This is a genomic window from Pseudoclavibacter sp. CFCC 13796 (assembly GCF_008831185.1).
GTDB lineage: Bacteria > Actinomycetota > Actinomycetes > Actinomycetales > Microbacteriaceae > Pseudoclavibacter_A.
Map to the genome: position 1 here is coordinate 281920 of NZ_WBKD01000001.1, position 12877 is coordinate 294796.

Below are 12877 nucleotides of genomic sequence, written 5' to 3' on the forward strand. Positions count from 1 at the left end.
ATTGGCATTCTCACCGCATCGGAATACAATCCGCTCTTCGACGTTGATGACTATCGCAACCGGATCGTGTGGCCCGACCACTAAAATGATTCGGACATCCTGGCGGCCGTTCCCGACCGCCACACGACGGCGGCGACGAAACCGGGTCTGCACCCGGCCGATCTCGTGCCCGCAAGGCCCCCGAGGTCTTCGTCGTCGCATCGAGAAAGAAGAGGTTCATGGCATACGCAACCACCAACCCGTTCACGGGTGAGGTCGTCAAGCAGTTCCCGAACGCCACCGAGCAGGAGGTCGACGCCGCACTCGAGCAGGCACACAAGACGTTCCTCGACTGGCGCGAGACCAGCTTCGAGCACCGTGCCGAGATTCTGGCCAGCGCGGCACAGATTCTGCGCGACAACAAACGCGAGTACGCAGAGATTCTGACCCTTGAGATGGGCAAGCTCATCGGCGAGGCCGAGCTCGAGGTCGAGCTCTGCGCGCAGATGCTCGACTACTACGTGAAGTTCGGAGCCGAGGCGCTCAAGCCTCGCTTCCTGCCCGCCGCCGGCTTCGGCGACACCGACGTGCAGCTGGTCAGCGACCCGCTGGGCGTCATCTTCGCCGTCGAGCCCTGGAACTTCCCCTACTACCAGGTCATCCGCATCACGGCCCCGCAGGTCACAGCCGGCAACGTCATCGTGCTCAAGCACGCGTCGAACGTTCCGCAGTCGGCGCTGGCCATGGTCGACCTGTTCGCCAAGGCGGGCGCCCCTGAAGGCCTGCTGACCAACCTGTTCCTGCCGCATGATCAGACCGAGCGTGTGATCGCCGACCCGCGCGTGCGCGGCGTCGCTCTGACGGGCAGCGAGAAGGCCGGCTCACTCGTGGCCGGGCTGGCCGCGAAGCATCTCAAGAAGAGCACTCTGGAGCTCGGCGGTGCCGACGCATTCATCGTGCTCGAGGATGCAGACGTCGAGAAGGCCGCAGACTGGGCCGTCTTCGGCCGCCACTGGAACGGCGGTCAGGTCTGCGTTTCGTCGAAGCGTCTCATCGTGGTCGACGCGGTCTACGACAAGTTCGTCGCCCGCTACCGCGAGGGCGTTGCCAAGCTCGTCGCCGGCGATCCCATGGATCCCAAGAGCACTCTGGCCCCGCTGTCGTCGCAGAAGGCCGCTGACGATCTCAAGGCGCAGGTCGAGCAGGCCGTCGCAGACGGCGCCAAGGCCGAGACCCTCGCCGCCGACGTGCCGGCTCAGGGCGCGTTCTTCCAGCCGACCATCCTCACCGAGATCGACGAGGACACCGATGCGTTCCACACCGAGTTCTTCGGCCCGGTGACGCAGCTCTACCGCGCCAAGGACGAAGACGACGCCGTGCGCATCGCCAACGACTCGCCGTTCGGCCTGGGCGGTTCGGTGTTCAGCCAGGACATCCACCGTGCTCAGGATGTCGCTCGTCGTCTCGACACCGGCATGGTCTACATCAACCAGCCCACCGGCGTGAAGGCCGACATCCCCTTCGGCGGCGTCAAGAACTCGGGCTACGGCCATGAGCTCATCGACCTCGGCATCAAGGAGTTCGTGAACGAGAAGGTCGTCGTCGTCACCGACATCGACGGATCGTTCTGATCGGTCTCGCCCGACGTTCTCATTGAGAGAACCCGGCTGGCCAGCACAGACTGACCAGCCGACCGCAGAAGCACCCCCGCACAGCATCCGCTGTGCGGGGGTGCTTCTGTCTGAACCCGGATTCGCGGCTCACCACAGGGCGATCAGTCCGACGGGGGCTGGACACAGCGCCAGGCACAGCAGCACCTGGCCTCAGGTGAGACGCGACGCCTGCGCGTTGCCACGCCTCTGCGCTGCCTCCGCCCGATCGGCATCGCACGCACGCAGGAACGCCAGGATGGCCTCGGCAGCCGGGTCGGCATCCGCGATCATCGTCTCGTGCCCCACGCCGGGCAGCTGCACGAACGTCGCTCCGGGAGTCAGCTGCGCACAGTGCCGCACCCAGGGCTCGGGGCAGACTTTGTCATCGCCGCCGCGCAGCACCAGCGTCGGAACACGGATTTGGGGCAGCACCTGCTCGATATGATGGTCAAGCATGATGCCGAGCTTGTCGGCGAACCACTTCGGGCCCACTTTGACATAGTTCGCCAGACCGAGACCCAGCACGCGCAGGCTGTCGTCGCGCAGATCGTCGGCCATGCGCAGCGCCTGTGTCGCCGCAGATCGCGCCGAGGCGTCGACCGTCGGCGCCATCAGCACCAGACGGTCGACGAGCTCAGGGTGACGCACACAGATCTCGGCGGCCACCTGCGTGCCCATCGAGTGCCCGACCAGCGTGACCGGGGTGGGCACGCCGGCCACCCGCATCCATTGGGCGAGCAGGTCGGCGGTCTGCGGAATGTTCAACGGTGTCGGACGCTCCGGCGAGTCGCCGAAGCCCGGCATGTCGGGCGCCCAGACCTCTCCTGCCGAGCTGAGCCGCTCGGCGAGACCGCTGAATGTGTTGCCCGCCATGCCGATGCCGTGCAGCACGACGAAGCGCCGAGACGCGCTCATACCGGTCACGGCGGCGAGATGCAGCATCGAGATCTCGCCGCCGTCGACCGTCACACGGCTGCAGGCGACATGTTCCGAGCGCCAAGTCTCTGCCACGGCAGGCTCAGCTGCGTTTGCGAGTGATCGCGCCCCAGATCAGCAGCACGATCAATGAGCCGCCGATGGCGAGAGCCCAGGAGCCGATCGAGAAGAAGCGGTTCATCTCGGCGCCGAAGAGCACGTTGCCCAGCCAGCCGCCGAGCATGGCACCGATGATGCCGAGCACCAAGGTCGAGATCCAGCCGCCCTCAGACTTGCCGGGCAGAATGGCTTTGGCGATGGCGCCGGCGATGAGGCCGAGCAGAAGGAATCCGAGAAAGCTCATGATGTCGTTCCTCTCTGTCGAGAGGTCAGCCGTCTTCGGTGTCGCGGGGTACGGCACCGCTGTGCATGACCTCGTGTGATTATGGTAGCCGTTCCTGTGAAGAGATGTCTAACTGGGTGAGACGTCGCTCGTCGCCTCGCTGCGCCGAAGCGAGGTCACCAGCTGATCGAGACGCATGCCCGGAACGTACGCCTCGGTGACGGCGAGCGCGATCGACGACAGCGCCGAGGCATCCGGATACACCACCGAGATCTGCTGCTCTTCGGGCTGGAACTTGCGCTTGAAGAAGAAGAGCGAGCGAAAGCCGTAGACCGGTTCCAGAGCGCCGCTGATCGCCGCCAGCAGGCGGGAGAGCGCCGAGCCGTCGTCTTCGTCGAGACCGGCGAGCGGTGCCGCTGAGAGGCTCATGCTCTCGGCCTCGCCCTCCTCTTGCAGCCGCTCGGCCATGCGCGCGATCAGAAACTCCATCACGCCGTTCGAGCTGTCGGGGTGGCGGCGCATGAAGTCGAGCGTCCATCCGACGACCCGACCGTCTCGCCAGAACGGCAGCCAGCTGGTCACGGCGAGCACCTGTCCGTCTTCGTTCTCGGCCAGCAGCAGGCGCACCCGGCGGTCGCGCAGCTGTTCGACGCCGCCGAGCGTGAAGCCCATCTCGGGCAGCGCCTTCTCGCTGACCCATTCCTCGCTGATGGCCTTGATCTGCAGCTGGGTGGCCAGCGAGAGGTCGGCGAACACCGACAGGCGGTCGGTCACTCCCTCACGCTTGGCGCGGTTGATCGCCGTGCGCACATCCTGCCAGCGCTTGCCCTTCGTCTGCCAGTGCACCGGGTCGATGACCGACTCCAGACCGACCGGCTGAGAGCTCCACCCGTGCGCGGCCAGCAGGTCGCGGCAGTGATCATGCACGCTGTAGAACACCGGCACCAGCGCGTGATCGTCACAGAAGCGCACGAACTCCAGCGTGGCCGCATCGATCTCGTTCTCGGCGCCGAACGGCTCCCCCACAGTGAGCGCGACGCCGTGCGACGCACGATAGGCGATGCCGACTCGTCCGGTCGACGAGAACCAGTACGTGTTGTGCGGCCAGGTGGCCATGAACGAGAGAGAGTGGCCGCCTTTGAGCAGCAGATCGTCGACCTTCGCCCGTGCCGCGCGCTCCGAACGCGGCGGCACCACCTGCAGCAGCGAGATCGAGCTGATGACGACCACCAGCCAGGTCACCGGGCCCATCCAGTGATAGATCGTGCTGGCGAGCGCCTCCACAGGCAGGAACCCGGGTTTCGTGAGGCCCAGGAACCCGGCGGGCAGAAACCGCTCGGGCAGGTCGGCCAGCAGCCCGCCGAACGACACCTGCGGCGTGAAGTCTCCGGGACGCGCGACGCCGACGACGAGATACAGCGCCGAAAGCAGCCCGAAGGTGCCGAGGCTGGCGGTGATCGCACCGATCAGACGTCGGCGCGACGGACGCAGCTGCAGGTGCCTGAGCCCGCCCACCAGCATCGCCGAGACGACGAGCGGGGCCAGCGCCGAGGCCAGCAGCACGAAGGTGATCTCGCCGACCCCGTGATGGTGGTTGAGCGACAGCCCGCCGATCAGGAACGGCCCGATCAGGAAGTACCAGAGCGAGAGCAGCGAGTAGGCGAGGTTGATGCCGATGGCCATCCAGGCCGCCACGCGACGGCCGCGCAGGATGCCATACGCGCTCACGAGCAGCAGCAGAGTCGGCAGAATGGTCACCACGATGCCGCTGATCGTCGAGACGCGCGCCACTGAGAACTCATGCAGACATCCCGTGAGCTGGTCGCTGGCGAGGCACCGCGCCAGGTGGTCGGAGTTCGGCCCCGATCCGCTGATGTCGATGTCGCCCTCGCTGAGCAGCAGACCGAGGGGGGCGAGCGGGCCGATCGGCATCGCCGAGAACACTGTGAGCACCGGGCCGACGCCCAGTACCGCGACCATCGTCGCCAGCAGCACACGAGCCTCGTGGTGCGAGCTGCGGCCGACCACGTGCACGTGACGGTCTCTGCCCCACCACATGCCCAACAGCTGCCCGATGACCGCGGCCAGCAGCGCATAGAGGTGGCCCGGAGTCGCGCCGAAGAGCAGCAGCGCGATCAGAACGGAGTAGCCGACCATACGCACCCGACGACGCCAGAACACGTTCATGACGCCGGTCGCGGCCAGCAGCACACCGGTCAGCGGCGCCCACACCGTGCTGCTCGACTGCGCGACCAGGCTCAGCGACCACAGCTCGTTGATGTGCAGCCCCGCAAGCAGCAGCAGCATGCCGATCACCGTGCCGCCGAGGCCGGCGACGACGAGTCCGACCAGCGCGCGCAGCCAGCCCAGCCGGCGCTCCGCGACGCCCAGCAGCACCAGGGTGAGCAGAACGTGCACCGTCACCAGCATCCACCGCTCGCTGATCAGCATCGAGACCGGAACGAACAGGGCACGCCCGGCCACCGTCTGCATGACGCTGACGCTTGACAGGTCGGTGCGCAGCGACGTGCCCAGCACCTGGTCGAGCACCCGCACCAGCACGTTGGCGGCGATCAGCAGAATCACCACCGCCACGGTGAGCGGTTGGGCGCGCAGCCAGCGCGGCACGGCAGCGAAGAGGCGTCTCATCTCGTCGATCATGGCGTCGCCCTCACGACGTTGGGCCAGGTCTGGGCGGGCTCCTCCTGATCGGCCAGGCCGAGCCGGTTCCCGAGCGCATCGATGATCGGCGGCAGCACCGCGCGCACCGTGTACCAGTCATGGCCGGTGCCCTGCGAGATGAAGGTCTGCACCTCACGGCCCGACTGCTTCGCGACCGGGACGAACTTGGCGATCGCGGCCTGCGCGTCGGCGTCGTTGCTGCCGGCGGCCAGAAGAACGTCCTGACCTTGGGCCGGATGCTGTGCGAGCGCCCCGAGCGGAGTCTTCGCGACGAATGCGCTGCGGTCGCCCCCGAAGTACTGATCGATCATCTCGGCCTCGGGTGCGTTGTTGGGCTGCATCTCGCTCGAGATCGCGAAGAGGTGCCCGAAGCGCGCCGTGTTCGCGGGCCCCATCTGCATGGTGCAGGTGGCGCCCTGGCTGAATCCGCCGAGCGTCCACTGACTCGACTCGGTGCTCACCGGCAGGTGGTGCGAGATCCAGTCGGGCACATCCTGCATGAGGTAGGTCTCGACCTGTCCCATCTGCTGCGAATCGACGCAGATGGGATTCTGGTAGGCGTCGCCGAGCTGATCGGGCACGACGACGATGGGGGCGATGCCGTCGTGTTTGGCGGCGTAGGCATCGAGCACCGGCTGCAGCTGGCCGGCGGTGAACATGTCGTCAGGCGCACCGGGCTGCCCGGTCATGGCCACGATCACCGGAAGCTGCGGCGGGTCGTCGGCGACGGCTGCGGGCGGCAGGTAGACCACGCCGTCGCGAGGGCGAAAGTTCGAAGCCTGCGTCGGAATGTGCACCGAGACGACGGTGCCGTGATCGGGCAGGTCATGGTGCCGACCGCGCCAGTCGCCGAGCGAGAGATCAGAGGTGCGCAGCAGCGAGTCGTTCGCCGGGCCGAACTTCGAGATGCCCAGTGCGGCGTGCAGCGTCGGGTACTGCCCAAAGGTCGAGTTCACCTGCAGAGCGGTGAAGCACAGCGAGGCGACCGCCACCAGCAGAGCGACCCATCGCCGCCAGCTGCGCCAGCTGCCTGCGACGACGATCACAGAGATCAGCAGCCCGAGCTCGGCGAACCCCAGCCCGACCCGACGCATGGCGACCCCGCCGATGCTGACGCCGAACACGTTGAACACGTCTGAGACGAGCCAGGCGCCCAGCCACCCCAGGCCGCCGCTCGCCACGGCGATGCCGAGCACCACGAGCACCGTTCGCCAGCGGCGCCACATCGACCCGAGCAGCGCGACGATGCCGGCGAACACCACGATGCGCAGAGTCGAGACGAGCGTGCCGTCGACCAGGTTGACGTCAGGCAGCCAGTTCAGCATCACCTACCGAGCTTTCGCATAGCGGGTGACGACGTCATCGCACAGCAGCACCTGACCCACGTCGCCGGGTGCATGCCCGAGAGCGGTGACGAGGTCGTCTGGCAGACGGTCGAGGTCGTAGTAGGTCGTGGTGGGGACGCCGGTCAGCGCACAGCGGCCCACCTGCGCTGCGTGGTCGCTGAATGTGATCGTCTTGCGGCCGTCGAAGACATAGAGCGACCCCTGCCAGAGGCCGTCGTCGCCACGCTGCTCGCCGTACCGGACGATGCCGCCGTCGATCTGGTAGACCTCGTCGAACCCACGAGCGCGCATCAGCGCCGAGAGCACTTCACAGCGGATGCCACCGGTGCAGTAGGTCACGATCGGCCGGTGCTTGAGGTCGTCGTAGTCACCGCGGTCGAGCACCTCGACGAAGTCTCGGGTGTGCTCGACCGGCGGCACGACGGCGCCAGCGAAGTGTCCGACCTCGGCTTCGAAGGCGTTGCGCCCGTCGAAGAACACCACCTCGTCGCCGCGTTCGGCGACCAGCTGATCGACCTGTGCCGGGCTGAGATGCCGCCCGCCGCCCACGACGCCGTGTTCGTCGACACGGAGCTCTCCGGGAGCGCCGAACGAGACCAGCTCGGCGCGAACCTTGACCCGGAGGCGCGGAAAGACCTGTTCTTCGGTCGATGACCACTTCACTTCGAGGTCGTGGAACGGCTGATACTCGCGTGTTCGCCGAACGTAGGCGCGGCACGACTCGATGTCGCCGCAGACCGTGCCGTTGATGCCGTGCTCCGAGACGATGATGCGCCCGCGCAGATCGAGCCCCTCGCACAGCGCGATCTGCCAGAGCCGCACGGCCTCGGGGTCGGCGACCGGAGTGAAAAGGTAATAGAGCAGGACCTTGCGCATGATTTCACAGCCTATCTGTTTCAGGTCGGCGCAGAACAGTGATGCCGCTACAGTGAACCTCATGACAGCGACTGCACAGGTGCTCGAACAGTACCTCGATCGCCTGCGGCGATCGGGTGCCGAGGTGCACACCATGATCGACCGCTGGGGCGTTGCGAACTACCACTATGTGTGGCGCGCAGAGACCGAGCGGTCGCGCGGTGTGGTGCAGCTGGTGCACGGCATCGGCGAGCACGCCGGCCGCTACATCGCGATCGCAGGTCGGCTCACTGCGGCAGGGTTCGACGTCATAGCCGACGATCATCGCGGCCACGGTGCGACCGGGGCGGCGGCGCTGCTGGACGTGCCGGAGGACGACCCCGCGGGGGCCGCACAGACCGACACGCTCAGAGCGATGGGGCGGCTGGGAAAGGGCGGCCTCGAGGCCACCATCCTCGCCGTGCGCGCCGTCTCGCGAGCCGCTGCAGAGCTCGGCGACGGCCGGCCACCGGTCATCTTCGGGCACAGCTGGGGCTCGTTCATCACCCAGCACCTGCTGAACATCCGCTCGCAGACGTACTCTGCCGCAGTGCTCACAGGAACCGCCTACTGCCAGCCCGGGTGGGTGACTCCCAGCCGTTTCAACCGGCGATGGGACGCTCCGGGCGCCAGCGGCTACGAATGGCTCAGCAGTCGTCCCGAAGTCGGCCGAGCCTTCGCGGCAGACCCTCTGACCACCGACCGCACCGTGCTCTCCAGCCATGGCTTCTGGGACGCTCTACGGCTGTTCACCCGGCCCACGCCGCGCATCCGCAGCGACATCCCGCTGCTGATCGCCAACGGCACCGATGACCCGGTCGGCAGCCCGAAGTCGGTCGAACGACTCGCGCAGGCCTATCGAGACGTCGGTCTGCAGCATGTCGACGTGCGGCTCTACGAGGGCATGCGGCATGAGATCTTCAACGAGGTCGACGGTGATCAGGTGATCAGCGACATCATCGCCTGGATCGAGCAGCAGCTGTGACCCACAGCACGACTGACACGACGGCCGCCGAACTGACCGAGCTGACGCGCGGTCTGGCTTCGGGGCACGGGCTGCTCATCGAGGGCGAGAGCGGCCACGTGCTGCCCATGCTCGACGACGGCTGCTGCCAGCTCATCTACATCGACCCGCCGTTCAACACCGGCCGGCGGCAGACATCGCAGCGCATGTCCGCTCGACGAGTGACCGACGAGTCAGACGGCCAGGAGTCGGCTGGTGGTGACACCTCCGAGCCGAGCACATTCGGGGCCGCGGCCTCCCACGCCGGCGCGACCGCCGCATCCACGGCACAGCCGGCCGGACGGCTGCGCACCGGCTTTCAGGGCGCCTCGTATCGCGCCGTGCGCGGGCGACTGCGCGAGTACGACGACCGCTTCGACGACTACTGGGGGTTTCTCGAGCCGCTGCTGATCGAGGCCTGGCGGCTTCTCGACGAGACCGGCACGCTCTATGTGCACCTCGACTATCGCGAGGTTCACTATGCCAAGGTGATGCTCGACGCCGTCTTCGGGCGCGACTGCTTTCTCAACGAGCTGATCTGGGCCTACGACTTCGGAGGCAAGTCGCGGCGACGCTGGCCGGCGAAGCACGACACGATTCTGGTCTACGTGAAACGCCCGGATCGCTATTTCTTCGACTCGACCGGCGTCGACCGCGAGCCGTACATGGCGCCGGGGCTGGTCACCCCTGAGAAGGCCGCGCGGGGCAAGCTGCCCACAGATGTCTGGTGGCACACGATCGTGCCCACCAGCGGGTCGGAGCGCACCGGCTACCCCACGCAGAAGCCCGAAGGCGTGCTGCGTCGCATCGTGCAGGCCTCGAGTCGGCCGGGCGACCTCGTGCTCGACTTCTTCTGCGGATCGGGCACCACCGGAGCAGTCGCGGCCCAGCTCGATCGGCGCTTCGTGCTGATCGACCGCAACCCCGACGCCGTCGAAGTGACCGCAGCGCGCTTGGGCGACCGGATCACCACGATCTGATCAGCGAGGCCTGACCGCCGGGGCCTGCTGCTGCCACGCGTCGAGCAGCGCGGGCAGCTGCTGCTGCAGCACTGCGAGATCGGTGCCGGATGCCGTGGCCGCGTAGCCGTCGACGAAGCGCTGATACTGCTGCGGCACCGATGCGTTGCGCTGCACCGGCAGTGCGCTCCACGAGCGCGCGATGTCGCTCTGCACCCCATCGTCGAGCAGCAGATCGACGAGCTTCCGCGACTCGTTGACGTGAGCGGAGCCCGCCACGATCGCGGCGTAGCGCACCCGCGGCGTGCATGTCGAGGTCACCGCATCAATATTCCCCTGAGGGAATATATCGACGGCGCGCATCGCCGAGGCGAACACCACCGGGCGATCGCCACCGCCCATTGACGAGGCCTGGAGCGCCTGTGTCTCGGTGGGTTCGATCTGCGCCTGACCGAGCTGACGCAGGGAGTCGGTGAGCTGGTCAGTGCCGCTGCTCTGCCGGTCGACGGCTGCGAGCGCCACCAGACCCGAGCTGTCGGTGGCCGGGTCGGGCATCACCAGACGGTCGGACTGGGCGACGACGTCGTGCAGCGATGTGGGCGACGGCCTTCCGCCGGCAGCAGCCGCAGAGCCGTCGACCAGCGCACAGACCAAGTCGTAGCTGACCGCGGTGAGGCGGTCGCTGCGATCCAGCGCGAAATCTGCGGCTCCGTCGCCGGCACGAGGCGAGACGTACGAGACCAGACCGGCGTCGCCGTCGATGCCAGAAGAGTTCGCGGCGCTCACCCCCAGAACGAGATCGGCGTCGGCATCGTGCAGATGTGCCGCCAGATCGTCGGCGCTGTGCGAGTCGTCGACCGACAGCAACATGCCGGTCTGCTGCTCGAATCGTTCGGCGACGCCGTCTGGCAGCGACAGCCCGGCGGCGATGCGCACCGCGAGCGGCCCGGTCGTGGTCTGCGGAACGGTGGGCGTCGTGCACCCGCTGGCGGCGACGCTCAGCGTCAGAGCGAATGCACCTGTGACGACAGCGCAGGGCACACGGCGGACACGACCACCAGCACGACCGCGGGCACGAGGATGTCGGGAGAGCAGCGGTAAGAGCACACCGAGGAGTCTACCGGCGACGCTCAGTCGGAGCCTCCCAGACCTCGTAGACTGAGTTGCGCTGACGATCGGGCTGCTGCACAGCCGCCCGACGGCGCGATTCAGCCCCAGACGGGCTGAAGTCACAGGTGAAAGCGATGAGTGCATGACCGATTCCACGACGCAGGCCGTCTACAGCTACCTGGGCCCGGCGGGCACCTTCACCGAAGACGCACTGCGCCAGGTCGACCCCGAGCACCTGGGTCGGTGGCGGCCGGTGACCTCGGTGGTTCAGGCCATCGACGACGTTGCCACGGGCCGGTCGACCCACGCGGTGATCCCCATCGAGAACTCGATCGAGGGCGGCGTCAGCGCCACGCTCGACGCCCTGGCCACGATGCCGGGCGTGCGCATCCTCGGCGAACGCCTGGTGCCCATCACCTTCCATCTGCTGGCCCGACCAGGCACGACCCTGAGCGATGTGCGCCACCTCACCACGCATCCGATGTCGTACCCGCAGTGCCGCACCTGGCTGGCCGACCATCTGCCCGAACACGATTTTCTGCCGGCGCCGTCGAACGCCGCAGCCGCCGCGAGCGCGCTGCACGATCAGAACATCGACGCCGCCATCGCCGGAGAGCGGGTGCTCGACCACTATGATCTCGAGGTGCTCGCCCGTGACATCGGCGACAATCGCAACGCCGTGACCCGGTTCGTGCTGCTCGGCCCCGACCGCGGTCTGCCTGCACCGACCGGAGCAGACAAGACGAGCCTGATCGCCGAGCTGCCGGTCGACGAGGCCGGTGCGCTGCTGAGACTGCTCGAGCAGTTCAGCACCCGCGGCATCAACATGACTCGCATCGAGTCGCGGCCCATCGGAGACGAACTCGGCCGGTACCGGTTCAACATCGATCTCGAGGGGCACGCCCTCGACGCCCGAGTCGCCGAGGCACTGCGCGGTGTGCACCGTTTCAGCCCGAACGTCGTGTTCTTGGGCTCCTACCCACGAGCGACGCGCGAAGCCTGCGAGCCCATGCCGCATCAGACCAACGACGACTATGAAGACGCCGCCCAGTGGTACGAGGCGCTTCTGCAGTGATCGACCGACGCCTCCCCACTCCGCCCGGTCGTCGCGCCCAGCTGCGCCCGGGGCGACATCCGCACCAGATCGCCGAACATCGCCGTCAGCTGCGCATTCGTGTGGCGACCATCGCCATGACGCTGCTGGCCGTGCTGATGATCGCGCTGGTGCCGCTGCTCGAACGCGGCGAAGGCGATCCCGCCACCGAGGCCCAGAGCGACGAGGCCACCACCGAGCCGTCATCCGCGGCCGAGCCGCACGAGCAGATCGAGTGGTCTGACACATCGGCGCTCCCCCCGCTCGACACCGATCTCGACCTCACCCAGCACTCCACCGACGATCCGTCCTCGATCTGGGTCGTGACGAACAAGGCGCGCCCGCTCTCTCCGATCGACTGGCAGCCTGACGATCTCGACACCGTCGACGTCTCGGTGAACCGTGACGGCGAGCGCATGCGTCACGACGCGGCTGCCGCGCTGCACGACATGGACGCCGCCGCACAGCGCGAGGTCGGCCAGGGCATCCAGATCATCAGCGGGTTCCGCAGCTATCAGCGTCAGCAGGCCCTCTACGGAACGTACGAACGACGCGACGGGCAGGCAGCCGCAGACCGCTACTCGTCGCGTCCCGGCCACAGCGAACACCAGACGGGCCTGGCCTGCGACATCAACGAGACCCAGCCTCCGTGCGAGCTGTGCAACGAGTTCGCTCACACCGGGCTCGGCACCTGGCTGCAGCAGAACTCTTGGCGTTTCGGCTTCGTACAGCGCTACGAGACCGGCCAGGAGCAGACCACCGGATACATGGAAGAGGCCTGGCACTACCGCTACGTCGGCGTGCCCCTGGCCAGCTGGATGCGACAGCACGACGTGCACACGCTCGAGAAGGTGTTCGGGCTGCCCGATGCGCCGGACTATCTCAGGCCCTGATGCGACGC

11 protein-coding genes are annotated in these 12877 nt (G+C 67.4%); 5 read left to right on the forward strand and 6 right to left on the reverse strand.

Going from position 1 to position 12877, the window contains the following annotated elements; translation table 11 throughout:
• Positions 1-218 precede the first annotated feature (218 nt).
• Positions 219-1610, forward strand: coding sequence for an NAD-dependent succinate-semialdehyde dehydrogenase (locus F8O07_RS01330; RefSeq protein WP_158030377.1), 1392 nt, complete (start codon positions 219-221; stop codon positions 1608-1610).
• Between the two features lie 192 nt (positions 1611-1802).
• Here the strand turns inward: F8O07_RS01330 and F8O07_RS01335 are convergent, their stop codons facing one another.
• The 5 genes from F8O07_RS01335 to F8O07_RS01355 form a co-directional block, all read right to left on the reverse strand.
• Positions 1803-2642, reverse strand: a complete 840-nt coding sequence (locus F8O07_RS01335) for an alpha/beta fold hydrolase (protein WP_158030378.1) — start codon at positions 2640-2642, stop codon at positions 1803-1805.
• A 7-nt stretch (positions 2643-2649) separates the two neighbouring features.
• Positions 2650-2910 carry a GlsB/YeaQ/YmgE family stress response membrane protein gene (locus F8O07_RS01340; protein WP_158030379.1) on the reverse strand — a complete coding sequence of 87 codons (261 nt, stop codon included), beginning with the start codon at positions 2908-2910 and terminating at the stop codon, positions 2650-2652.
• A 108-nt stretch (positions 2911-3018) separates the two neighbouring features.
• Positions 3019-5550, reverse strand: a complete 2532-nt coding sequence (locus F8O07_RS01345) for a bifunctional lysylphosphatidylglycerol flippase/synthetase MprF (protein ID WP_158030380.1) — start codon at positions 5548-5550, stop codon at positions 3019-3021.
• A complete protein-coding gene (locus tag F8O07_RS01350) occupies positions 5547-6896 on the reverse strand; it encodes an alpha/beta hydrolase (protein WP_225733239.1) in 1350 nt (449 codons plus the stop codon). Before F8O07_RS01350 ends, F8O07_RS01345 begins: the two co-directional genes overlap by 4 nt.
• A 3-nt stretch (positions 6897-6899) precedes the next feature.
• Positions 6900-7793, reverse strand: a complete 894-nt coding sequence (locus F8O07_RS01355; RefSeq protein WP_158030382.1) for a rhodanese-related sulfurtransferase — start codon at positions 7791-7793, stop codon at positions 6900-6902.
• A 61-nt stretch (positions 7794-7854) separates the two neighbouring features.
• Between F8O07_RS01355 and F8O07_RS01360 the strand changes: the two genes are divergently transcribed.
• Positions 7855-8796: an alpha/beta hydrolase gene (locus F8O07_RS01360; RefSeq protein WP_192496580.1), complete on the forward strand. Its 942-nt coding sequence runs from the start codon at positions 7855-7857 to the stop codon at positions 8794-8796.
• Positions 8793-9794, forward strand: a complete 1002-nt coding sequence (locus F8O07_RS01365) for a DNA-methyltransferase (RefSeq protein WP_412973602.1) — start codon at positions 8793-8795, stop codon at positions 9792-9794. The genes F8O07_RS01360 and F8O07_RS01365 overlap by 4 nt, the downstream gene beginning before the upstream one ends.
• On the opposite strand, the gene F8O07_RS01370 is transcribed toward F8O07_RS01365, so the two are convergent.
• A complete protein-coding gene (locus F8O07_RS01370) occupies positions 9795-10880 on the reverse strand; it encodes a substrate-binding domain-containing protein (protein ID WP_192496581.1) in 1086 nt (361 codons plus the stop codon).
• A 145-nt stretch (positions 10881-11025) separates the two neighbouring features.
• On the opposite strand from F8O07_RS01370, the gene pheA reads away from it, so the two are divergent.
• A complete protein-coding gene (gene pheA / locus F8O07_RS01375) occupies positions 11026-11958 on the forward strand; it encodes a prephenate dehydratase (protein WP_158030385.1) in 933 nt (310 codons plus the stop codon).
• Positions 11955-12869, forward strand: a complete 915-nt coding sequence (locus F8O07_RS01380; protein ID WP_158030386.1) for a D-alanyl-D-alanine carboxypeptidase family protein — start codon at positions 11955-11957, stop codon at positions 12867-12869. Before pheA ends, F8O07_RS01380 begins: the two co-directional genes overlap by 4 nt.
• Positions 12870-12877 lie beyond the last annotated feature (8 nt).

Bases quoted from the DNA above. Each gene is read 5' to 3' on its own strand.
- F8O07_RS01345 (WP_158030380.1), bottom strand. From the start codon at position 5,550: ATGATCGACGAGATGAGACGCCTCTTCGCTGCCGTGCCGCGCTGGCTG.
- F8O07_RS01340 (WP_158030379.1), bottom strand. From the start codon at position 2,910: ATGAGCTTTCTCGGATTCCTTCTGCTCGGCCTCATCGCCGGCGCCATC.
- F8O07_RS01360 (WP_192496580.1), top strand. From the start codon at position 7,855: ATGACAGCGACTGCACAGGTGCTCGAACAGTACCTCGATCGCCTGCGG.
- F8O07_RS01350 (WP_225733239.1), bottom strand. From the start codon at position 6,896: ATGCTGAACTGGCTGCCTGACGTCAACCTGGTCGACGGCACGCTCGTC.
- F8O07_RS01355 (WP_158030382.1), bottom strand. From the start codon at position 7,793: ATGCGCAAGGTCCTGCTCTATTACCTTTTCACTCCGGTCGCCGACCCC.
- pheA (WP_158030385.1), top strand. From the start codon at position 11,026: ATGACCGATTCCACGACGCAGGCCGTCTACAGCTACCTGGGCCCGGCG.
- F8O07_RS01330 (WP_158030377.1), top strand. From the start codon at position 219: ATGGCATACGCAACCACCAACCCGTTCACGGGTGAGGTCGTCAAGCAG.